Annotated in this window: 21 protein-coding genes and 1 riboswitch; of the genes, 4 read left to right on the forward strand and 17 right to left on the reverse strand. The window is 69.2% G+C overall.

The features are described 5' to 3' along the window. Nucleotides 1–33: 33 nt before the first annotated feature. Nucleotides 34–112, reverse strand: a riboswitch (SAM riboswitch). Between the two features lie 77 nt (nt 113–189). After that, nucleotides 190–1,284, forward strand: a complete 1,095-nt coding sequence (locus tag OZ671_RS03555) for a 2'-deoxycytidine 5'-triphosphate deaminase (RefSeq protein ID WP_268859445.1) — start codon at nt 190–192, stop codon at nt 1,282–1,284. A gap of 19 nt (nt 1,285–1,303) precedes the next feature. On the opposite strand, the gene OZ671_RS03560 is transcribed toward OZ671_RS03555, so the two are convergent. Next, nucleotides 1,304–4,045 carry an autotransporter domain-containing protein gene (locus OZ671_RS03560; RefSeq protein ID WP_268859446.1) on the reverse strand — a complete coding sequence of 914 codons (2,742 nt, stop codon included), beginning with the start codon at nt 4,043–4,045 and terminating at the stop codon, nt 1,304–1,306. Nucleotides 4,046–4,243: 198 nt separating this feature from the next. Between OZ671_RS03560 and OZ671_RS03565 the strand changes: the two genes are divergently transcribed. Further along, nucleotides 4,244–4,630, forward strand: a complete 387-nt coding sequence (locus OZ671_RS03565) for a RidA family protein (protein WP_268859447.1) — start codon at nt 4,244–4,246, stop codon at nt 4,628–4,630. Between the two features lie 9 nt (nt 4,631–4,639). On the opposite strand, the gene OZ671_RS03570 is transcribed toward OZ671_RS03565, so the two are convergent. The 12 genes from OZ671_RS03570 to miaB all read right to left on the reverse strand — a co-directional run bounded on the left by OZ671_RS03570 (nt 4,640) and on the right by miaB (nt 17,817). Further along, nucleotides 4,640–5,812, reverse strand: coding sequence for a M20 aminoacylase family protein (locus OZ671_RS03570; protein WP_268859448.1), 1,173 nt, complete (start codon nt 5,810–5,812; stop codon nt 4,640–4,642). 139 nt (nt 5,813–5,951) lie between these two features. Then, complete coding sequence (locus OZ671_RS03575) at nt 5,952–6,677, reverse strand: helix-turn-helix transcriptional regulator (RefSeq protein ID WP_268859449.1); 726 nt, start codon at nt 6,675–6,677, stop codon at nt 5,952–5,954. 92 nt (nt 6,678–6,769) lie between these two features. Beyond that, a complete protein-coding gene (locus tag OZ671_RS03580; protein WP_268859450.1) occupies nt 6,770–7,546 on the reverse strand; it encodes an ABC transporter ATP-binding protein in 777 nt (258 codons plus the stop codon). Continuing rightward, nucleotides 7,543–8,520 (reverse strand): FecCD family ABC transporter permease, encoded by a 978-nt coding sequence (locus OZ671_RS03585; protein ID WP_268859451.1) that lies wholly within the window; start codon nt 8,518–8,520, stop codon nt 7,543–7,545. Before OZ671_RS03585 ends, OZ671_RS03580 begins: the two co-directional genes overlap by 4 nt. Nucleotides 8,521–8,779: 259 nt before the next feature. Then, nucleotides 8,780–9,475, reverse strand: coding sequence for a tRNA (guanosine(46)-N7)-methyltransferase TrmB (gene trmB, locus OZ671_RS03590; protein ID WP_268859452.1), 696 nt, complete (start codon nt 9,473–9,475; stop codon nt 8,780–8,782). A gap of 150 nt (nt 9,476–9,625) precedes the next feature. Beyond that, complete coding sequence (gene metK / locus OZ671_RS03595; protein WP_268859453.1) at nt 9,626–10,837, reverse strand: methionine adenosyltransferase; 1,212 nt, start codon at nt 10,835–10,837, stop codon at nt 9,626–9,628. 280 nt (nt 10,838–11,117) lie between these two features. After that, complete coding sequence (locus OZ671_RS03600) at nt 11,118–11,534, reverse strand: helix-turn-helix domain-containing protein (RefSeq protein ID WP_103167815.1); 417 nt, start codon at nt 11,532–11,534, stop codon at nt 11,118–11,120. 212 nt (nt 11,535–11,746) lie between these two features. After that, a complete protein-coding gene (gene lnt / locus OZ671_RS03605) occupies nt 11,747–13,348 on the reverse strand; it encodes an apolipoprotein N-acyltransferase (RefSeq protein WP_268859454.1) in 1,602 nt (533 codons plus the stop codon). A 123-nt stretch (nt 13,349–13,471) separates the two neighbouring features. Then, complete coding sequence (locus OZ671_RS03610) at nt 13,472–14,734, reverse strand: hemolysin family protein (RefSeq protein WP_268859455.1); 1,263 nt, start codon at nt 14,732–14,734, stop codon at nt 13,472–13,474. Then, nucleotides 14,727–15,236 (reverse strand): rRNA maturation RNase YbeY, encoded by a 510-nt coding sequence (ybeY, locus tag OZ671_RS03615; protein ID WP_268859456.1) that lies wholly within the window; start codon nt 15,234–15,236, stop codon nt 14,727–14,729. The genes OZ671_RS03610 and ybeY overlap by 8 nt, the downstream gene beginning before the upstream one ends. 24 nt (nt 15,237–15,260) lie before the next feature. Next, nucleotides 15,261–16,346, reverse strand: coding sequence for a PhoH family protein (locus tag OZ671_RS03620; protein ID WP_442957051.1), 1,086 nt, complete (start codon nt 16,344–16,346; stop codon nt 15,261–15,263). A gap of 25 nt (nt 16,347–16,371) precedes the next feature. After that, a complete protein-coding gene (gene miaB, locus OZ671_RS03625; RefSeq protein WP_268859457.1) occupies nt 16,372–17,817 on the reverse strand; it encodes a tRNA (N6-isopentenyl adenosine(37)-C2)-methylthiotransferase MiaB in 1,446 nt (481 codons plus the stop codon). A 189-nt stretch (nt 17,818–18,006) separates the two neighbouring features. Here miaB and OZ671_RS03630 point away from each other — a divergent pair, with 189 nt between their 5' ends. Further along, nucleotides 18,007–18,432, forward strand: coding sequence for a hypothetical protein (locus tag OZ671_RS03630; RefSeq protein WP_268859458.1), 426 nt, complete (start codon nt 18,007–18,009; stop codon nt 18,430–18,432). Nucleotides 18,433–18,468: 36 nt separating this feature from the next. Here the strand turns inward: OZ671_RS03630 and OZ671_RS03635 are convergent, their stop codons facing one another. Together OZ671_RS03635 and OZ671_RS03640 are read right to left on the reverse strand one after the other, a co-directional pair. Then, nucleotides 18,469–19,209 (reverse strand): SDR family oxidoreductase, encoded by a 741-nt coding sequence (locus OZ671_RS03635; protein ID WP_268859459.1) that lies wholly within the window; start codon nt 19,207–19,209, stop codon nt 18,469–18,471. A 52-nt stretch (nt 19,210–19,261) separates the two neighbouring features. After that, nucleotides 19,262–19,603, reverse strand: a complete 342-nt coding sequence (locus tag OZ671_RS03640; RefSeq protein WP_268859460.1) for an Atu4866 domain-containing protein — start codon at nt 19,601–19,603, stop codon at nt 19,262–19,264. A 126-nt stretch (nt 19,604–19,729) separates the two neighbouring features. Here OZ671_RS03640 and OZ671_RS03645 point away from each other — a divergent pair, with 126 nt between their 5' ends. Beyond that, complete coding sequence (locus tag OZ671_RS03645; RefSeq protein WP_268859461.1) at nt 19,730–20,626, forward strand: LysR family transcriptional regulator; 897 nt, start codon at nt 19,730–19,732, stop codon at nt 20,624–20,626. 10 nt (nt 20,627–20,636) lie between these two features. Here OZ671_RS03645 and OZ671_RS03650 read toward each other — a convergent pair whose 3' ends face one another. After that, complete coding sequence (locus OZ671_RS03650) at nt 20,637–21,596, reverse strand: ABC transporter permease (RefSeq protein WP_268859462.1); 960 nt, start codon at nt 21,594–21,596, stop codon at nt 20,637–20,639. Nucleotides 21,597–21,608: 12 nt separating this feature from the next. Then, the gene (locus OZ671_RS03655) at nt 21,609–22,586 is read right to left on the reverse strand and encodes an ABC transporter permease (RefSeq protein ID WP_038308820.1); all 978 of its coding nucleotides are present in this window, start codon (nt 22,584–22,586) and stop codon (nt 21,609–21,611) included. Between the last annotated feature and the right edge of the window lie 46 nt (nt 22,587–22,632).

Raw genomic sequence — 22,632 nt, forward strand, 5'->3', positions numbered from 1 at the left:
AAACCCGGCCAGGCCAGAAGCCAGGGCCGGGTTGATCCCGCGCTCCCGGCCTTTTAGCGAAGTGTTTAACGTGGTCCGCAAGCCGGCCGGCCAAATCTCCACGTGGTCAAGCGTGGTAGAGAGGCACGGTCGGCGCGTCAAGCATTTTGTTCGTTTTGACGAACGTTTCGTTCGTCGGGAGTTGGCCTCATGGATCAGGATACTATCGCGGGCATCCTGCCGGCGCAGACGATCGAGGCGCTGGTCGGCACGGGAACGATCCGCATCGCGCGGGCGCTCGATGCCGACCAGATCCAGCCGGCCTCGCTGGACCTGCGTCTCGGCACACGCGCCTATCGCATCCGCGCGAGCTTCCTGCCCGGCCCCGACAATACGGTGGCCGACCGCCTGCAGTCGCTCGCCCTGCACGAGATCGACCTGACGCGCGGCGCCGTGCTGGAGACCGGCTGCGTCTACCTGGTCGAGCTGATGGAAGGCCTGGCGCTGAAAGGCGGTATCTCCGCCACCGCCAACCCGAAGAGCTCGACCGGCCGCCTCGACGTCTTCACCCGCGTCATCCTCGACCGGGTCCAGGCCTTCGACACCATTCCGGCCAATTACGAAGGGCCGCTCTATCTCGAAATCTCGCCGCAGACCTTCCCGGTCCTGGTGCGCACCGGTTCGCGGCTGTCGCAGATCCGCTTCCGCCGGGGCCGCGCCGAGCTGAGCGCCGAGGAGATCCACGCCCTGCAGGACGCGGAGCGCCTGGTCGACACGGCCTCGCCGATCGTCGGCCTCGGCGGCATCGCGGTGACCATCGACCTGATGGGCGAGGCCTGGGGCGGCCTGCTCGGCTATCGCGCCAAGCGCCACTCCTCGGTCATCGACGTCGACCGCAAGGCGGCGGCCGAGGTGCTGGATTTCTGGGAGCCGATCCAGGCGCGCGGCCGCGGCGAGATGATCCTCGACCCCGACGAATTCTATATCCTCGCCTCCAAGGAGGCCGTGGTTGTGCCACCGGCCTATGCCGCGGAAATGGTGCCGTTCGATCCGCTGGTCGGCGAGTTCCGCGCCCACTACGCCGGCTTTTTCGACCCGGGTTTCGGCCATGCCGCCGCGGGCGGCCGTGGCGCGCGCGCCGTATTGGAGGTGCGCTCGCGCGAGGTGCCGTTCATCCTGGAGCACGGCCAGATCGTCGCCCGCCTCGTCTACGAGCGCATGACCGAGACGCCGCGCAGCCTCTATGGCGAGCTCGGCTCGAACTACCAGGCCCAGGGCCTGAAGCTGTCGAAGCACTTCCGCTGAAGCGCCGGCAGGACCGACCCTACCAGACGATCCTCAAGCCTGCGGATGCGGTGTGGCTCTGGAAACGCGCGGCGAGGCGGCCGTCATAGGTGGCGAACAGGCCGACCTTCGGCGCCAGCCGCGCTTCGATCGAGCCGCCGAACTCGACGCCCGACCGGCCGATGCCAGGGCCGAGCGCGGTAAGCGGCAGCCCGGGCAGAGCGGCGAAGGCGACCTCCGCACGGCCGCCGGTCACGCCGAAATCATGGGTCAGGCGCAGATAGGCGCGCGGCGAGAAGGCCATGCCGTCACGCCGGAACGGCGCGGCGAAGCTGACGCCCAGCCAGCCGCGCGTCGCATCGATCGGGCCGCCGGCCCCGACGAGCGGCAGGCTGCCGCCGGTTTCGGCAAAGCCGCCGGCGCGCACCGCCCCGTAACGCAGGCCGAGCTCCGGCGTGACCGTCAAAAGACCCAATGACAGGTCGTAGCCGAGCCGCGCGGCAGCGGAGAAGGCGGTAATGGCGCGCGCCGCCGCGGCCGCACCGATCGCTGTATGGGCGCGACCGGTACCATAGGCCAGGCTGGCGGCAAGGCTCGCCGGTCCGGCCCGGTAGCTGCCGAACAGGCCGACCTGCGTGAGGTCGACGGCGAGCCGCTCCGGCACGACCGGGTCCTCGACCCGCAGCGTCGAAGTGCCCCACTGCACGGCCGCGCCGATCAGCAGGCCCGGCGCGACGCGATAGCCGATGCCGCCGGCAAGGCCGGCAAGGTCGCCACTCGACCGGGCAATGCCGCGCGCGGCGTCGGCGCCGAGGCCACTGCGCCGGCCGAAGGCTTCTCCGAACACCTGCCAGCGCGCACCGCCGGCAGTCACCTGCTCCGGCCCGGCAGCCATTTCGCGCAGGCCGGACGGCGCGCCGTCGAGATCGACGAGACGGCGGATGAAGCGATCGGCCTGGTCGAGGGCGGCGAAACCGGCAAGGGCATGCGCCGTGCCGATCTGGTTGCCCGCGCGGCCGCGCACCTCCCAGGTTTCGTCCTGGCGCTCGTTGGTCGTCACCGTGCGGATGGTGGTGACGTCGTTGAGCGTGTTGGTGTGGGTGGCGATGCTGGTTCGGCTCGACGCGATGATCAGCGCCGTGCCCGGCCGCGAGCAGCCGCTGGGGCCGCTCGCTGCCGTGCCCGGCACCGCGCATTCGCCGAGATCGCCGGTGGCGATCACGGCCGGCCCGTGGGTGGTGATGCTGTTGACGGTCACCGTGGTCGCGGTGACCACGTCCCGGGTCGTCTCGCTGAAGCCCGTCACCGCCAGCCGCGCGGCGACGCGAACCGGCTCGTCGACGGCGATGCGCCGGAGCCCGGCCGCCGCCTGCAGGGCGAGGCGCGCATCGGCGACCGCCGCAATGCCGGCGCCGCCGTCGATGGCTTCGGCCGTCGTCCGCGCAAAGACCGGGCGGCCGTCGAGGATGCCCACCACCGTGGTGGCGAAACTGCGCGCGACCGCCGTTTCCTCGGCGAATGAACGCCGCGTGGTGGTGGAGAACGAAGAGGACAGAACCGGTTCTGCCGCCGCGTCGAACAGCAGGAGAAAGGGAATGGCCTGGCCGCCGCTCGTGCGGGCCGCGCCGACGACCGCCGAGCCGCTGTCGGACATGCCGTTGGCGCGGATGAGCGTCAGCCCGCCGAGATCGACGCCCGCCGCGCTCACCACCGCGTCGAGGGTGCGCATGCCGTCCGCGACACTCCAGAGGAACGGCACCTGGAACGCGCCGGCGCCGTCCCGGCCGCTGTTGCCGACGATGCGGCTGCCGTCGCCCGACATGCCGGTGAAGAAGCTGAACGTGCCGTTCGGCACGTAGCCGAGCGGTTGGACCCCGCCGGCGGAAGTCCATCGGAACGCCTGCTGCGCGCCGCCGCTGCCGAGGAGATCGCCTGCGACGACCATGCCGTCGCGGCTGATGCCGTGGGACCTGCTCCGCTCGAAGCCGGCGACCGGCTCGATGACCTCGAAGCCGCCGGCAGCCGTCCAGCGGGCAGCCCGCTGCGTGGTCGTGACGGAGCTGCCGGAGAGCGTCGCCGCCAGAACCGAACCGTCCTGGCTCGCCGCGATGGCAACGGAGCTCGCCCAGGGCAGGCCGTTGGCGGCATTGCCTCCGGGCAGGCCGATATTCTCGTAGCCGCCGGCCGCGGTCCAGCGGAAGCCCCTGGCTACTACGCCCTCCGTGCCGCCGACCACGGTGAGGCCATCGCCGCTCAATCCGCGCACCGAGATGCCGGTTACCACGCCACCGAACGCGGCAGTGCCGGGCAGCGGCATGACTTCGTAGCCGCCGCCCGCCGTCCAGCGCCAGCCGATGCCCGCGGAGAACGGGCTTGACGAGGTCCCGGCGAGCACCGTGCCGTCGAGACTGATGCCGGCCGCACCATTGAACAGGTGTGCCATGGCAGGGCCGAGATCGGCCGAGCCGATGCCGCCGGTCCAGCGCCACGGCCGGTTGGGTGTATGGGTGCCAGGCGTGAAAGGTGGCGGCGGCGTGAAAATCACGCTCGGGTAGCCGGCATTGCCGACGACCACCGTGCCATCGCCGTTGACGAGGCTGGCCGAACCGCCGGCGGCTCCGGCCGGCAGCGGCAGGACCGTGGCCGTGCCGGACGACTGCGCCATGGCCGCCGCCGGCAGGGCCAGCACGCAGGCAGCGAGCCCCAATTCGCGGACCATCGCCCGGCCGGCACGCCGCGCCTTGCGCCGTCGCCCTGCCCCGCTCCACACTGCCAGCCGCATGCCTGCCCCACTGCCCTCTTGCGAATCTGCAAGAGGATGCGGGCGCGGATCCGACACGGATATTCTCCGTTCAGAGGGGAAGACGGATCGGACGGCCAATGGCCGGACCGGCCGCGTCGCGCCCGCCGCGGCAGTCCCATGCGGGCGAGATCGACCGGAACATCGGAGCGGCCGCGCCGCGGCCGCAAGGAGATTGTCATGACGACGGTGGTGCACAACCCGACGGCCGGCATCTATCCGGCCACCGAAGACTATGTCCACGCCATCGAGGTGCAGGCGCCGGCCCGCATCCTGTTCGTCGCCGGCACGATGGGGCTCGACGAGAACGGTGTCGCCGGCAGGACGCTGGACGAACAGCTCGCGCTGATCTGGTCCAACATCCGGACGATCCTGAAGAGCGCCAACATGACGACGGCCAATATCGTGCGGCTGACGAGCTATCTGCGCGACGCCGCCTATGCCGAGGCCAATGCGCGGGCGCGCGTCGCGGCCCTCGGCGCGCGGCGGGTGCCGACCACGGCGATCGTGGCCGCAACCCTCTCGAAGGATTGGCTGGTGGAGATCGAGGTGATCGCCGCAGCCTGACCGTCCAGCCTAGCCGCCGGCGAGCTCCCGTTCCACGAGCCGCGCGAAGAAGCTCGCGCCGATCGGCAGCAGTTCGTCGTTGAAGTCGTAGCGGCCGTTGTGGACGGGAACATTGCCGTGTTCCGGCGTCGCCTGGCCGAACAGGAGGAAGGCGCCGGGCGCCTCCTGCAGCATGTAGGAAAAGTCCTCGCCGGCGGTCAGCGAGGGGAAGTCGCCACGGATCAGCTCCGGGCCGACCACGTCGATGGCGGCCTGGGCGGCCGCCGCCGCCTCCTCCGAAGTGTTGATGGTCGGCGGATAGGAGCGCTTGTAGTCGAGCGTCACCTTCAGCCCATGGGCCGCGGCCGTGCCCTCGACCACCTGATGGAACAGGTCGTCCATGCGCTTGCGCGTCGCGGGCTTCAGCGTCCGGATCGTGCCGCGCAGCTCCACCGTTTCCGGGATGACGATGTCGGACGTGCCGGCATGGATCTGGGCGACGCTGAGAACGGCGGTGTCGTGCGGATCGACGCGGCGGCTGACCAGCGACTGCAGCGCCGCATAGAGCTGCATGGCGCCGGGCAGCGGGTCGAGGCCGGCATGGGGTTCCGCGCCATGGCTGCTCTTGCCGTGCAGCGTGATCGAGAAATAGTCGACCGCCGCGAGCACGGTGCCTTCACGCACGGCGACGGTGCCGAGCGGCAGGCCCGGCAGGTTGTGGATGCCGTAGACGGCATCGCAGGGAAAGCGCGTGAACAGGCCGTCCTTGACCATTTCGGCGGCGCCGGTCAGGCCCTCCTCGGCCGGCTGGAAGATGAAGTTGACCGTGCCGGAGAAGTTGCGCGTCTCGGCGAGATATTTCGCCGCGCCGAGCAGCATGGTGGTGTGGCCGTCATGGCCGCAGGCGTGCATCGCCCCGTCATGGGTGCTGCGGTGCTCGAAATCGTTGAGCTCGGGCATGGGCAGAGCGTCCATGTCGGCGCGCAGGCCGAGGCTGCGGTTGCCCGGCCGGCCGCGCAGCACGCCGACGACGCCGGTGCGGCCAATGCCACGGTGAACCTCCAACCCCCAGGCCTCCAGCTTCTCGGCGACGATGCCGCTGGTCCGCACCTCCTGAAAGCCGATCTCCGGATGGGCATGAAAATCGCGTCGCCACGCGGTCATGTCGGGGCTGAGGGCGGCAATGGCATCGATGGTCGGCATGAACGAACTCCGGGAATGACGCCGGAAGTCTCACCCGCGCCGCGCCGCTTGCCAATCGGTCTTGCGCGAATGGCTCCTGCCCCCTGCCGGCGGGTCGGCATGGCCGACGGCAGGATCGCGCCGGCGGCTCGGGACCGGCTCAGAGCCATCGGCCGATATGGAGCCTCGCCACCGCCTGGGCCCTGGTCCGCGCGCCGAGCTTGCGCTTGGCGTTCTCGACATGGGCATGGGCGGTGACCGGCGAAATGCCGAGACGCCCGGCGATGTCGGCATCCGACAGACCTTCGGCCACGAAGGCGAGACAGTCCCGCTCGCGCGGGGTCAGGCCAGCACGCGCGGCGGCCGCCGGCGGCGCCAGCGCCTGCATCCGCTCGAAGGCCATGCCGGCTGCGAGCCCGACGGCCCGCCGGTCGGGCGGGTCGAGGTCGAACCGTTCGAAGCCGATGCTGATGACGCCGACCCGCCCGCCAGGACCATGGCAGGGCACCGCGAGGCCATCCTCGATGCCCATCTCGCGGCACAGGCCGAGGCCCGCCCAATTGTCGAGATCGGCAAAGCCGGGCGCGCTCCAGCGAAAGCTGCCGGTCCGCCGCAACGGCGCGAAGATGACCGGGTTTTTCCGATCGAGGCCCCGCTGCGAATAACCTTCGATCCAGCCCGGCGCGGCGAACTGGGCGAGCACCCGCCGGCCCGCGACGATGTCGTCCAGCCGCCATTCCGGCAGAATCGGAAAGGAGCCGGCGAACAGCGTACGGGCGCCGAGCGGCCTGATGGCCGCGATGAACTGTCGCCCGACAGCTTCGGCTGTCGCGGCGGTCTCGAAGCCGGACGCAAGATCGAGCGCGCGAACGAAAGCCGAGGTCATGGCGCAGGTCCCGGCCGCCCCGCGGCGGCGCTGCAGCAAGCTTTCGCACGGCTGACCCAAGGTCATCAAGCGCGCCGCGCGGCCGGCACCCGTCAAAGCCGCCGCTGTGGTACCGGCACCCGCCGGCCGTCGATCTCGACGAAGGTGCAGGCAAGGCCGAACACGTCGGCCAGGAGGCGATCGGTGAAGACCTCGCCCGGCGGGCCCTCGGCGACGATCCGGCCAGCCTGCATGACGGCGACGCGGTGGGCGAAGCGTGCAGCGAGAGTCAGGTCGTGCAGCACCGCCACCACGACATGGCCGGCCTCGCCGAGGCCGCGCAGAAGATCGAGGACACCGAGTTGCTGCGCCGGATCGAGGGCCGCTGTCGGTTCGTCCGCGAGGATCAGACGCGCCTCGGTCGCCAGCACCCGGGCCAGCATGACCCGGGCGCGCTCGCCGCCCGACAGCGCCGTCACCGGCCGGGCGGCAAAGCCTGAGAGATCGAGGCGGTCGAGCGCCCGCTGCACGGCCTCGGCATCGGCCGCCGTCGGCCGGCCGAAGGGATCCCCGTGCGGCAGACGGCCGAGAGCCACGGCATCGCGCACCGGCAGGGCCCAGGCCGCCTCCGCCCGCTGCGGCAGATAGGCCAGGCGACGGGCGCGGGCTTCCGGAGACAACCCGGCGAGCATCGTGCCGTCGAACCGGATCTCACCCGCGGCGCGGACAAGGCCGGCGACCGCCTTGACAAGGCTCGTCTTGCCGACGCCATTCGGACCGACCACCGCCAGGAAGGTGTTCGGCGGGACGCTCAACGACACGCCGTCGACAACCTGGGTCAGTCCCAGGCGGACGGCTACGCCGGACAGTTCGAGGCCGCGGCCGCTCATGCGCCGGCCTCCAGCCGCCTTTCGCCAAAAATACGCCAGAGCAGGAAGGGCACGCCGACCAGCGCAGTGATGACGCCGGTCTTGATCTCGGTGGTGGCCGGGATGAGCCGCGCCAGGCTGTCGGCGGCGGTGAGCAGGGCGGCGCCCGCCAGCGCCGCCGGCAACAGGATGCGGCCGGGATCGGCGCGGACGGAGCTGCGAACGAGATGCGGCGCGACCAGCCCGACGAAGCCGATGGCGCCGGCGATCGACACCGCCGCCCCCACGCCGAAGGCCAGGCCCAGGGTCACTGCGATGCGCGCCCGGCCGAGACGGGCGCCGAGGCTGGCCGCCACCTCCTCGCCGAGCGTCAGCGCCCGGTAGACCTTGGCCTGCGAGACCAGCAGCAGCGCGCCGACGGCCATGAAGGGACCGGCGATCGCTATGTGCACGAACGAGCGGTCCTCGAGCGAGCCGAGCAGCCAGAAGGCGATTTCCAGGGCCGCGAACGGATTGGGGGCGAGGTTCAGGACCAGCGCCGTGCCGGCGCCGAACAGGCTTGCCAGCGCGATGCCGGCCAGCAGCAGCACGGTAAGGCCGGCATGGGGACCCGCGACCAGCAGGAGGGCCGCGACCGACACGAAGGCGCCGGTCATGCCGGCGACCGGCAGCCAGACGGACAGGGCCGAGGTGCCCCCGAGCGCCAGCATGGCTGCGGAGGCAAAGGCTGCGGCCGAAGGCGCGCCGAACAGCGTCGGCTCGGCGAGCGGATTGCGCACCAGCCCCTGCAGCGCGGCGCCCGAAAGACCGAGAATCCCGCCGATCATCAAGGCGAGCAGCGTGCGCGGCAGGCGGATCTCGGTGACGATGACCGCCGCGGTGCTGTCGCCGCCGAACAGCCCGCCGGCGACATCGGCCGGCGACAGGGGCACAGGGCCTGCCAGCAGCGACAGTCCGGCGAGAACCAGGCAGACGAGAACGAGCAGAGCTGTCACAGGTCGCCCCGGCGAAAAGGTGCGTCACGAAACGGCACCGAGCCACGCCGCATCAGGATCTGCCGTTGCTCGAGGCCCGCCACGCGGGAGAAAGTGTCCTGCAGCGGAAGCGGCGGAAGCGCGCTCGCGCCGCGAAACGCGTCATGAGAGGTCTCACTGCCATGCTCTCCCATCCTCATGGCGAGATGCCCATGCCTGGGCGCGGGCCTCGAACCACGGCGACCCGACATGCAGGGGCCAGCGGAGCCGATCCAGGATGCTAGATCCTGCGGAACGTCAGATAGCACGGCCTGCGGCCCTCGCGCAGCGCCTTGGCCTCGTAGCGCGTCGATTCCCAGCCGGTCCAGGGCGTCGTCCAGTCGCGCGCCGTCCGGGCCGCAAAGACGAAGTCGGGCGCGCGCAGGAGCCGCTCCAGCGTCCAGGCGGCATAGTGGTCGATGTCGGTGGCGAAACGGAACTCGCCGCCGGGCTTCAACACCCGGGCGATCGCCCTGACCGTCCTGTCCGAAACGAAGCGCCGCTTGTGATGGCGGGTCTTCGGCCAGGGATCGGGGTAGAGCAGATAGACGAGGTCGAGCGCCGCTTCCGGCAGCCAGGCGAGCACATCCGCGCCGTCGCCGGTGTAAAGGCGGACATTGCCGATGGCCTTGCGCTCGATCTCGGCGAGCATCTTGGCCATGCCGTTGACGAAGGGCTCGACGCCGATGAAGCCGAGGCGCGGATGGGCGAGCGCTTCGCGCACCAGGTGTTCGCCGCCGCCGAAGCCGATTTCCAGGACGAGGCCGTCGACCGGGCCGGCGAACAGGCGCCCGGCGTCGGCCGGCCTGTCGAGGTCGACCTGAAGCCGGGGCAGCAGGGTCTCGATGAGATCGGTCTGATGGCCCCTCAGGCCCTTGCCCTTGCGCCGGCCGAAAAACGAGCCCTGCCCTGCCAGTCGTATCGGTTCGCTCGCCATCACTGATATCGTCGCGTCGGTTGCTCGTCGCGCCTCATAACAAATGCCGGCGCCGGCCTGAACAGGGGGCGCACGCCCATGTCGCCCCCGGATAAGACGAAGGGGGCCTCAGGGGCCCCCTTCGCTTCATATGTGTGGCGCCTCGCCGGATCAGGCGAGCGCTTCCTTCAGCTTCGGCACGAGATCGGTCTTCTCCCAGGAGAAGGAGCCGTCACGGCCGGGCTTGCGGCCGAAATGGCCATAGGCCGAGGTCTTGGCGTAGATCGCCTTGTTGAGGCCGAGATGCTCGCGGATGCCGCGCGGCGACAGATCGAGCACTTCGCCGAGCACCTTCTCGAGCTTGGCCTCGTCGACGCCGTTCTTGGCGGTGCCGTGCAGGTCGACATAGATCGACAGCGGCTTGGCGACGCCGATGGCGTAGGACAGCTGAATGGTGCAGCGGTCGGCGAGCTTGGCGGCCACGACGTTCTTGGCGAGATAGCGCGCGGCATAAGCGGCCGACCGGTCGACCTTGGTCGGATCCTTGCCGGAGAAGGCACCGCCGCCATGGGGCGCCGCGCCGCCATAGGTGTCGACGATGATCTTGCGGCCGGTGAGGCCAGCGTCACCGTCCGGGCCGCCGATGACGAACTTGCCGGTCGGATTGACGTGCCAGATCGTGTCCTTGGTGATCCAGCCTTCCGGCAGGGTCTGGCGGATATAGGGCTCGACGATCTTGCGCACGTCGGCCGAGGTCAGCTTCTCGTCGAGATGCTGGGTCGACAGCACGATCTGGGTGACGCCGACCGGCTTGCCGTCGACATATTTGACGGTGACCTGGCTCTTGGCGTCGGGGCCGAGCTTGGCGGCCGCGCCCTCGCCCTTCTTGCGGGCGACGGTCAGGTCCTCGAGGATCTTGTGGGCATAATAGATCGGCGCCGGCAGCAGTTCGGGCGTCTCGCGGCTGGCATAGCCGAACATGATGCCCTGGTCGCCGGCACCGACATCCTTGTTGCCGGACTCGTCGACGCCCTGGGCGATGTCGGCCGATTGCGGGTGCAGGAGAACGTCGATCTTGCACTTCTTCCAGTGGAAGCCGTCCTGCTCGTAGCCGATATTGCGGATCGCCTTGCGCGCCGCCGACTTGACCTTCGACTTGATCTGCTTCTCGGTCAGGTTGGTGCGCACCTCGCCGGCGATGACGACACGGTTGGTCGTGGCGAGCGTCTCGGCGGCGACACGCACCTGGCCGGCCGGCAGGCCCGCCTTGGCGGCTTCCTTGAAGAACAGGTCGACGATCTCGTCGGAGATCCGGTCGCACACCTTGTCCGGATGGCCTTCGGAAACGGATTCCGACGTGAAGAGGTAGGAGCTGCGGGACACGAAAGTCCTCCAGAGACAATAGCCCGCGATTTTCAGCGGGGCGAGGCGCCGTCGCGTCGGTGGCGCCGTGAACCGGGATCCTCGACGACCCGCCGCCGCTGCGGCAGGCCAGCCCGGGACATGGCCATGGCGTCAGACCCCGAGCGGGCGAGGTTCTGGCAATAGCGCGTCCGGTGGTCAAGTCCGAAAACGGCAAAAAGGCCGATTCGTTCGCAAAAAAGAACGAACGTGGCGTCCCGATCGCCCTTGCGGCGGTATGCTGCGTCCCGCCGTCGAACGGTCAGGGCGTGGTCTGATCCTCGCCGGCGATGGCGTTGACGAGGTCGACGACCTTGCGGCGCACCTTGGCATCCTTGATTCGGATGAAGGCGCGGTTCAGCGCCAGGCCTTCGCTGGTCGACAGGAAATCAGCAACGTAGGAGGCGCCGCCGCCGTCCTCGAAACCGCCCTGCGGCGCCGGCTCGCCCGAAGGAGCTCCCTCGAAGAAGAAGGACACCGGCACCGACAGGATGGCCGCGATCTGCTGAAGCCGGCTCGCGCCGATCCGGTTGGTGCCTTTTTCGTATTTCTGGACTTGCTGGAAGGTCAGGCTGAGGCGCTCGCCGAGCTTCTCCTGGCTCATTCCGAGCATCATGCGACGCATGCGAACGCGGCTACCGACATGTTTGTCGATCGGGTTCGGTGCCTTCTTGATCATTCGTGGAACTCCGTAGCCCCCATGACCTGATGCAGGACACGTCGCCCCCTCGACGTGGAATGAAATGGCATGCAGAGGTGCTGTGAGAGGGACGATGATACCACCTGCCCGGGTGGGGACCAAACACAACCGCTGCTATCCACAAACGGGTTATGGCCAATTATCCATGGCCGTACAAGGCGCTGCCGCGCTTATGCATGGCCGCCAGTCGCCTATCTTCTCGGCATCTTCCGCCGCCGGCCCAGCACAACCAGCAGCAGCCCGAGCCACGTGACGGCAAATGGCATATGGCCGGCGCGCGCGAAGACGGTCGCCGGCAGCGCGGCCGGCAGGCTGGCGTCCAGGGCGTCGCGGGCCCCGAGCGGCAGCGAGCGAACGACCCGCCCGAGCGGGTCGATGACGGCGGAAATGCCGTTATTGGCGGCGCGTACGACCGGCAACCCCTCCTCGATGGCACGCACGGCGGTCTGGTGCAGATGCTGGTAGGGCCCGGGCGTGAAGCCGAACCAGGCGTCGTTGGTGACGTTCAGGAGCCAGCCGGGGCGGCGGTCGGGCGCGGTGACCTCGCCGGGAAAGATGATCTCGTAGCAGATCAGGATGCCGACCGGCGGCGCCCCGGGAACGTCGATCGTATAGCGCCGGTCGCCCGCGGAAAAACCGCCCTGGACGCGGGTGATCGCCTCGAGGCCCATCGCCTCGAGGCGTTCGTGGAATGGTAAATATTCTCCGAACGGCACGAGGTGCACCTTGTCATAGGTGCTGGTGATCGCGCCCTGATGATCGATGACATAGGCTGAATTGAACACCCGTGGCAGGCGCCGGCCCGGCAAGGGAGCCTCGAGACGCGCCGCACCGGTGATCAGCGTCGTGCCCTCGGGAATGAGATTGGCGATGCGGGTCAGCGCCTCGCGATCCTGCATCAGGAAGAACGGAAAGGCCGATTCCGGCCAGATCAGATGCGTGATGTCCTTGATGCCGTTGCGCTCGGGCGAGGCCGCCTTGTCGGAGAGCTGGGCGTAGCGGTCGAGGATCCAGTCGCGCGCCTGCGGACGAAACCGCTCGTCCTGGGGAATGTCGGGCTGGACGATCCGCAGCCTGACGCCGTCGACCGTCGCGATCTCGGTCGTCGCCACGCGCCAGGCGCCGAAGACGGCCAGACCGGCGAGCGCCAGGACCGCGACGGCCGGGACGGCGAGACGGCCGCGGCTTTCGCTCGGCCCGTCGCCGAGCATGCAGGGGCTTGCGAAGATCAGCACCGTGACGAGGGTCAGGCCGTGGATGCCGACGAGCGAAACGGCCTGGGCGAGCCAGAGATATTGGGTCAGCGCCGCGCCATAGAGATTCCAGGGAAACCCGGTCAGCACCGTGCCGCGCAGATATTCCGCACCGGCAAGGCCGAGCCCGAGGGCGAGGAGGCGGCCGGCCCCGGGCCGCCAGACGAGGCGCGCGAAGGCTGTGCCGAGCGCGGTGAACAGGGCAAGGCCGGCCGGCAGCGCCACCACCGCCGCCGGCATCAACCAGGCGAAACGGTCGGCCTCGACCAGGAAGGCCGAACCGATCCACCAGAGGCCGGCAAGGTGGTAACCGAAGCCGAACCACCAGCCGATGACCGCGGCTGCCAGCAGCGTGCGCGCGCGACCGCCCGCGGCCGCGCCGTCGATCAGCCAGACCAGCACGGGAAAGCTCAAGCCCAGCACCGGAAACACGCCGAAGGGCGGCATGGCGAGCGCACCAAGGGCGCCCGCGCCGAAGGCCAGCGCCGCGCGGCGCCAACCCCAGGACAGGATGATCGAGCGGGCCATACGCGGGATCATCCAGGCGGGGTCTCCAGGGGAGGCCGACGTGATTCGGCCGGGCGACGGGGGCGTGTCCCCCGTGTCGGCCAGGCCGGCGCGCGGGTCAAGCACCGGCCTGCCAGGAGAACACGGCCGGTGCCGTCACGAGGCCTTGCGCGTGTCGGCCGCCGGCGCGGGCGCCGACACCGACTGCGGCAGGGGTATCGGATCGGGGACGGCCTGCACCGCCTGCGCCGGAAGGGTCGCGGCCGCCGGCTCAAGGGCGGCCGGCGCCGGTCCGTCGACCTGCGGCGCGATCTCCTCCTCCTCGTCCTTGCGCCGGGCGAGACGGGAAGGACGGGCGATCAGCCCGCTGCCGCGCGTGATCTTGACACGCTTGACCCGGCGCGGATCGGCATCGACCACCTCGAACTCGAAGTCGTCGCGGCCGGCAACCACCTCGCCGCGCACCGGCACGTGGCCGGCCAGAACGGTCAGATAGCCGCCGAGCGTGTCGACCTCGTCGCTGACCTCCTCGCCCGGATCGAAATCCCGCCCGAGCGTCTCGCGCACGTCCTCGAGGGTGGCCCGGGCATCGGCCATATAGGCGCCCTCGCCGATCGGGATGATCGCCCGGTTGTCGTCGACGTCGTGCTCGTCCTCGATGTCGCCGACGATGCTCTCGACGATGTCCTCCATCGCGATGAGCCCGTCGGTGCCGCCATATTCGTCGACGACGAGCGCGAGCTGGATGCGCGTCGCCTGCATGCGCGCGAGCAGGTCGATGGCCGGCATGGACGGCGGCACGAACAGGATCGGCCGGATCAGCCGGCTCGCCGAGAGGGCGACGGACAGGTCGACGGCGCCGAGGTCGAGCTCGGGCGTGTTGTCGGCTTTCGCCCCGGCTTCGACATCGGCCTTGGCGTCGACGACACGGCCGGCGCGGCGCCGGCGCGTTGCCGTCCTGGCCTCGTTGAACAGGTGGGTGACCAGATCCTTGATGTGGACCATGCCGACGGGATCATCGAGCGTGTCGTCGAACACGACGAGCCGGGTGTGGCCGGCATCCTCGAACGCCTGCATCAGCGCGCCGAGCGAAATGTCCTTCTGGACCGCGATGATGTCGGCGCGCGGCTGGGCGAGGTCGCCGACCCCGCTCTCCCTGAGTTCCAGGATGTTCTTGAGCATCGCGCGCTCTTCCGGCGTGAAGCCGGCGCCGGCGGGCGCGTCTTCCTCGAGCACTTCCTCGAGGTTGCGGCGGATCGAAGCATTGGCCCTGAGGCCGAGCCTGAGGCGCAGGCGATCGATCCAGCGTTCGTGGCGCTCGGCCGACCGGTCGGTTTCGGCAGGCGCGCTGTTCGGCGGTAGTGGTGTTGCGGCCTCGGCCGCGGTGCTTCGGTATCGACTGTCGCTAGGGTCAGGCATTGGGTTCATCGGGCATGGTGCGCCCGGCCGCGTGGGGGTCCTTGATGCCGAGGCCGGCAAGGACTTCGGTTTCGATCCGTTCCATTGTCAGCGCTTCGGCTTCCGTTTCGTGATCGAAGCCCAGAAGATGCAAGAGACCGTGGATCGTCAAGTGGGTGAGGTGCTCGCCGGGCGCAATACCTTCCTCGGCCGCCTCCCGGACGAGCGTCTCATAGGCGATGATCACATCGCCCAGGATCGGTCCGTGCGGCGCCGGAAACGACAGGACATTGGTCGGCTTGTCCTTGGCCCGATAGTCGCGGTTGAGCCGCTGCACCTCGCCATCATCGGCGAGGGCGACGGACAATTCCGCATCGGCCGGCACCTTCACATCCGGGTGATGGGTGGCCGCCGCCACCGCCCGGCGCACCAGAACCTCGGCATCGGGCAGGTCCTGCCAGCGGTCCGAGAGAATGGCGATATCGGTCGAGACGGGACTCTCGATCAGCGGATCGTAACTCATAATACTCTTGTACTGTTCCTGATACTATTCCTGGCGCATCCGGCGCGAGGCGTGCGGCGCACGGTGCTCGCCGGTGCGCGTCGCCGCCTCGTAGGCCTTGACGATGCGCCCGACCAGTTCGTGGCGAACCACGTCATCCTCGGTGAAATAGGCCTGGGCAATGCCGGGAACGCCGTCGAGAAGGTCGAGCGCCTCGGTGAGGCCGGAGGTCATGCCGGGCGGCAGGTCGACCTGGGTCGGATCGCCCGTGATGATCATCCGCGAATTCTCGCCGAGCCGGGTGAGGAACATCTTCATCTGCATGGACGTGGTGTTCTGGGCTTCGTCCAGGATCACCACGGCATTGGTCAGCGTGCGTCCGCGCATGAAGGCGAGCGGCGCGATCTCGATCATGGTCGACTGGATGCCGCGCTCGACCCGCGGCGCGTCCATCAGGTCGTAGAGCGCGTCGTAGATCGGCCGCAGATAGGGATCGACCTTTTCCTTCATGTCGCCGGGCAGGAAGCCGAGCCGCTCGCCGGCTTCCACGGCCGGACGGGTCAGGATCAGCCGGTCGACCAGCCCCTTGTCGAGCAGCGCCACGGCCTGGGCGACCGCGAGCCAGGTCTTGCCGGTGCCGGCCGGACCGATGCCGAAGACCAGTTCGTTGCGCTTCAGGGCGCGGATATAGGCATCCTGCGCGGGCGTGCGGGCACGCACGGTGCGCTTGCGCGTGACGATCTCCTCGTGGCCGATGCGCGGCGCGCCGTCGGCCTCGAACAGCGACCCCTGGGAGGTGGTCATGCGGACGGCGCCGTCGACATCGCCGAGGGTGATGTCATGGCCCGCCTGCAGGCGCTGGTAGAGGCTTTCGAGCACGGCCTTGGCCTGCTCGCACAGGTCCGGCGGGCCGGCGAGGGTCACGTGATTGCCGCGAGCGGTGGCCTGGATCCTCAGGCGCTTCTCGATGAAGGCGAGGTTCTGGTCATATTGGCCGAACAGGCGGCTGGCGAGGCGATTGTCGTCGAAAGCCAGCGTGATCTCGGCTTCGGTGTTGGAGTCGTGCGTCGCAAGCCAGGGAATGTTTTGGCCGCTGTCCGGCCCGAAGCCACCCGCACCCGAATTTTTCAAACCATCGATCCTTCCGTGGAAAGGTTCACTCCGCCGCCTGCACTGCGTTCATATGGGGAGCGTCCGCCAGAACGCCATTCAAGGAGTTTGTCTGCGTGCCGGTGATTCGGACAGATACGATTGTCCCAGCGACAGACGACGGTGCGATGACCTGCACCGGCGAGAGATAGGGCGAGCGCCCGACCATCTGGCCCGGCTTGCGGCCGGGTTTTTCGAACAGGACGTCCATGACCCGGCCGACCAGGCTGTCCTGGAAGGCGCGCTGCTGCTCGGTGATCAAGGCCTGAAGGGCGTGCAGGCGCTCGGTCTTGAGCGTTTCCGGCAGCTGGTCCTCCTCGCCGGCGGCCGGGGTGCCGGGCCTCGGCGAATATTTGAACGAATAGGCGGCGGCAAAGCCGACCCGCCGGATGAGGTCCATCGTGTCCTCGAAATCGGCGTCGGTCTCGCCGGGGAAGCCGACGATGAAGTCGGAGGACAGCGCAATGTCGGGCCGGGCCGCGCGCACCCTGTCGATGATGCGGAAATAGTCCTCGCGCGAGTGCTTGCGGTTCATCGCGGCGAGCACGCGGGTCGAGCCCGACTGCACCGGCAGATGCAGGTAGGGCATCAGTTCCGGCAGATCGCGGTGCGCCGCGATCAGCGCGTCGGTCATCTCGCGCGGATGGCTGGTGGTGTAGCGCAGCCGGGCAATGCCGGGCACTTCGACGAGCCGGCGCAGCAGCCGCGGCAGATCCCAGTCCAGGCCATCGGGCCCCTCGCCGTGATAGGCATTGACGTTCTGGCCGAGCAGCGACACCTCGCGCACACCGGCGCGCGCCAGCTTCTCGACGTCGTCCAGGACCTGGGCGACCGGCCGGGATACTTCCGCGCCGCGCGTATAGGGCACCACGCAGAAGGTGCAGAACTTGTCGCAGCCCTCCTGGACCGTGACGAAAGCCGACAGGCCGCGCGCGCGCGTCGCGGCCTCCGCCGCATCGGGCAGGTGGCGGAACTTGTCCTCGACCGGGAACTCGGTATCGACGACACCGGGCCTGGCCGCGGCGCGGGCGACGAGGTCGGGCAGGCGGTGATAGCTCTGCGGCCCGACCACGAGATCGACGGTGCGCGCCCGGCGGACGATCTCCTCGCCCTCCGCCTGGGCGACGCAGCCGGCAACCCCGATCAGCACCTGGCGGCCGTCCGCTCTCGCGGCATCCTTGATGACGCGCATGCGACCGAGCTCGGAATAGACCTTCTCGGCGGCCTTTTCGCGGATATGGCAGGTGTTGAGCAGGATCAGGTCGGCCTCTTCCGGGCTCGCCACCTCGCGATAGCCCTCCGCGCCCATGACGTCGGCCATCCGCTGGCTGTCATAGACATTCATCTGACAGCCATAGGACTTCACATAGACCGCCTTCCGGGCGGCGGCCTCGGCCGGCCGGGCAGCATCGTCGGTGGTCTTGTCGGTCGGGCCGTTCAAAGTCTCGCTCATCGCCTGCTCATGGTTCAGGACGCGCGGTATAGCGGATTTCCGGCCCGGCCGGGAGTCGTCAAGGTCCGGGCGCGGTCCGATCCCTGCCGCAGCCCGCCCGCGGCGACCCAGCCACACATTGCGCGAGCCGGGTCGTCGTTCGACAATGCCCGCGCGGGCGGGAGCGCGACCATGCAAGGCGTCGCATTGATGGAACAAGGCGTCCGCGAGGCCATGGCCAGCATCGCGGCCAGCCCGCAGCGGCGGATGACGCCCTTCGTGCTGCTCGTCGACAACGGCAAGGCCGTCCATCTCACCAGCCAGCGCGAGGCCGCGGACGCCCTCGTCTTCTTTCGCCAGGCGATCCGGCCGCGCCCCGGCACGACCGGCTACGTGCTGATCTGGGACGGCGTGATGGCGGAGTTCCATCCGGACCGGCCGGGTGCAGACGGCGACCGCGCCATCTTCGCCGAAATGGGCGACGACAGGCAGCCGGACGCGACCGTCATGGCCTATCGCTTCGCGATCAAGGAGCCCGGCCTGTTCCGCCGCAAGCGCGAACTGGTGATCAGGGACAATACGCTCATCTATGCGGCGGCGCCATCACGGATCTTCCCCGGCCCGCGGGCGCCCTGATCCCGTACGGCAGGCCGCACCGGCATGGAACGCGGGTCAATAGAGCTGGGCGGTCGGCCGCACCACGATCTCGTTGACGTCGACGTCGCCGGGCTCGCCGACCGCATAGGCGACGGCCCGGGCGATGGCATCGGCCGGCAGGAGATCGCGCCGGTAGTCCTCGATGGCAGCCCGGCGCAGATCGGGATCGGAAATCGTGTCGGCGAGCTCCGAAACCGTCGCGCCCGGCGCGACCAGGGTGACACGAATGCCCGGCCCCGCCTCCTGGCGCAGCCCCTCCGACACCGCCCTCACCCCGTATTTGCTGGCCGAATAGACCGCAGCCGTCGGCACGATGCGCCGGTCGGCGATCGAGCTGACATGGACGAAATGACCGCCGCCCTGGGCCTGGAACACCGGCAGGGCGGCCGCGATGCCATGCAGCACGCCCTTCAGATTGACGTCGATCATCCGGTCCCATTCCTCCACCTTGAGAGCCGTCATCGGCGACAGCGGCATCAAACCGGCATTGCCGACCATGACGTCGAGGCGACCAAAGCGCCGGCACGCGAAGCCGACGAACGCTGCGACGTCGGCCCGGTCGGTGACGTCGAGCCGCGTCCAGGCGACCGCGCCCCCGGCGGCTTCGATGTCCGCGGCGAGCGCTGCGAGCCGCTCGGTCCTGCGGGCGCCGAGCACCACCCTGGCCCCGCTGCCGGCAAGACGCCGGGCGACGGCCTCGCCGATGCCGCTGGAGGCGCCGGTAACGGCAACGACTTTTCCATTCAGATCCTGCATCACGGACATTCCGGTTCTCGAAAACGGACGATGGGCGACCTGGCCGGCCAGATCATTCGCGCCGGAACGCATCGCCGCCGACGCGCAGCACGCCGTCCGTGACGATGCCGGTGGCGGTGAAGCCGGAATCGTCGAAGAAGACGAGCTGCGGCCCGCGCACCTCGTAGCGGCCGCGATAGGCGCTGCGGCGCTGGCCGCGCGCCTCGTCGTAGCGGCCGTCGGCCATGAGCTCGAGGCGGATGAAGCCGTTGGCGGTCACCCACATGCCGACGACGGCATCGCCCGCCGGCCGGGCAGCCGCGGGCTCCTTGGCGACGGCCAGCTCGGGGCCGGCCGCGATCAGGCTGGCGACGCTCGCCGCCATCATGGAAGTGCGTCTCAGGGATAGGGCCATCGGGCGATCCTTCGGTTCTGGCCGCGGCCTCAGCGGCCGGGTCGTTGCGGATGCCGGGACCCTAGTCCTTGACCGAAAAGGACACGAGCGCATAGATGTCAGAATAAGAATGATCAGGAGTCATTCATGAGTTTCGACGGCCGGCTGCTCGGCGGCATCGGCGTGCTGATGGCGGTGGTCGAGACCGGCAGCTTCGTGCGCGCCGCCGACGCGCTGGGCCTCACCCAGTCGGGCGTGAGCCGCGCCATAGCACGGCTCGAAAAGCGCATCGGCACGCGCCTCCTGCACCGCACCGCGCGGGCGGTGTCGCTGACCGAGGAAGGCCGGCTGTTCCATGCCGAGGTGCTGCCGCTCCTTCAGGGCATCGAAGCGGCCGCCACCGCGGCTGCCGGTGCCGGCAGCCAGGTCCGCGGCCGGCTCCGGGTGAATGCCGATCCGCCCTTCGGCCACTTCCTGCTGACGCCGCGGCTGCCGGAATTCCTTGCCCGGCATCCGGAGCTCACGGTCGATCTGTTCGTGCGCGACCAGCTCGGCGATTTCGTCGGCGACGGTTTCGACGTCGCGGTGCGTTTCGGCGAGCCCGAACCCTCGGGCCTGACCTGCCGGCTGCTGATGCGGGCGCGCGTCGTGACCTGCGCCGCGCCGGCCTATATCGCCCGCCGCGGCGCGCCGGGCCATCCGCGCGAGCTCGCCGACCACGAATGCGTGCTGATCCGCGACCCGGCGACGGGGCGGCCCTTCGCCTGGGAGCTGCATCGCGGCACCGAGGCCGTGCCGGTCGCGGTGCGCGGCCGTCTGATGGTCAATGACGGCCGCAGCCTGATCGCCTCCTGCCTCGGCGGCCAGGGCATCGCACAGCTGCTCGACTTCATGGCCACCGACATGCTGGCCGACGGCAGCCTCGTCCAGGTTCTGCCGGACTGGGCCGACGAGACCTTTCCCGCCTATCTCTATCACCGCGCCCAGGGCCTGCCGACGGCGCGCCTGCGCGCCTTCATCGACTTTCTCGCGGAGATCGTCTGAGGCCCGCCGGTCAGCGCAGCCGCGGATTGAGCGCGTCGCGCAGCCAGTCGCCGAGCAGGTTGACCGACAGGACAAGGGCCGCGAGCGCGATGCCCGGGAAGATCACGACCCACCATTCGCCCGAGAACAGGAACTCGTTGCCGATCTGGATCAGCGTGCCGAGCGATGGCGTGGTCGGCGGCAGGCCGACGCCGAGGAAGGACAGGGTCGCCTCGGTGATGACGGCGAGCGCCAGGTTGATGGTGGCGATCACCAGGACCGGGCCGGTGACGTTCGGCAGGACGTGGCGGAACAGGATGGTGGGCCGCGACAGGCCGATCAGGCGGGCGGCCTGGACATATTCCTTGTTGCGCTCGACCAGCGTCGAGCCGCGGACGGTGCGGGCATATTGCACCCAGAAGGACAGGCCGATGGAGAGCACCAGCACCCAGAAGATCAGGACGTCGGAGCGCCTGCCGCCGACCAGCGCATGCATCGTGCCGTCGATGAGCAGCGCGGTGAGAATGGCCGGGAAGGTCAGCTGCACGTCGGCGACGCGCATGATGATGCTGTCGACCGTGCCGCCGAAATAGCCGGCCACGAGCCCCAGCACGATGCCGATGGTGGCCGCCACCAGCACGCCGAGAAAGCCGATGACGATCGAGACGCGCATGCCGAACAGCACGGAGGAGAAGACGCAGCGGCCCTGCTGGTCGGTGCCGAGCGGAAAGCGCCACTCCCCGTCCGCCGCCCAGACCGGCGGCTTGGACCCGTCGAGCAGGCTGAGCGTCTCCGGATTGAACGGATCGTTCGGCGCGATCCAGGGCGCCAGCAGGGCGCTGACCACCAGTATCAGTGCGACCAGCGCGGCGAGCATGGTCACCCAGGAGCGGGTGAACGAATAGAAGATGTCGGAATCGACGATGCGCGCGAGAACCGAACGGCGGGCCGGGCGGGCGGAGGGCTGTGGCGTGTCAGAGGTCACGGACATGGGTTTTGAGCCTCACGACGCCCGGCCGGCGATCCGGATGCGCGGATCGACGGCGACATAGAGGAGATCGACGATCAGGTTGATCACGACGAACAGGCTCGCGACCAGGAGCAGGTAGGCCGACATGATGGGAATGTCGACGTTCTGCACCGCCTGCAGGAACAGAAGGCCCATGCCGGGCCACTGGAACACCGTCTCGGTGATGATGGCGAAGGCGATGATCGAGCCGATCTGCAGGCCGGTGATGGTGATGACCGGGATCAGCGTGTTCTTCAGGGCGTGGCCGAAATTGATCGCCCGGTTGGTCAGGCCGCGGGCGCGCGCGAACTTGATGTAGTCGGTGCGCAGCACCTCCATCATCTCCGAGCGCACGAGGCGCATGATCAGCGTCATCTGGAACAGGCCGAGCGTGATGGCCGGCAGGATGAGCGAGCTCCAGCCCTGGGCGGTCAGGAAGCCGGTCGACCACCAGCCGAGATCGACGACGCCCTGGCGGCCGAACGACTTCAGGACGCCGAGCGTCACCGGAAAGATGAAGATGAGCAGGATGCCGATCAGGAAGGTCGGCAGGGAAATGCCGATGAGCGAGACGGTCTGGAACAGTTTCGACAGGATGGAATGGGGCTTCAGGCCGGAATAGACGCCCATGGGAATGCCGGCCAGCAGCGCGAACAGCGCCGAGACCAACGCCAGTTCCATGGTGGCCGGAAAGCGCTCGCCGATCAGCTTGGAGACCTTCTGCTTGTTCTGGTAGCTGGTGCCGAAATCGAACTTGGCCGCGTTCCAGACGAAGCGCAGGAACTGCACCGGCACGGGATCGTCGAGACCGAGCTGCTTGCGGATCTCCGCGCGCTGCTCGACGGTGGTGTCCTGGCCGACCATCTGGTTCACGGGATCGCCGACGAAGCGAAACAGCGAGAAGGCGATCAGCGAGACGGCCAGAAGGACGACGACGGCCTGGGCCAGCCGGCGCAGAATGAACGCGAGCATCACATTCCCTCGGAACGATGAGGGAAGCGGCCAGGGAGCCGCTTCC

It is taken from the genome of Phreatobacter sp. AB_2022a (genome assembly GCF_026847585.1).
Classification (GTDB): Bacteria; Pseudomonadota; Alphaproteobacteria; order Rhizobiales; family Phreatobacteraceae; genus Phreatobacter.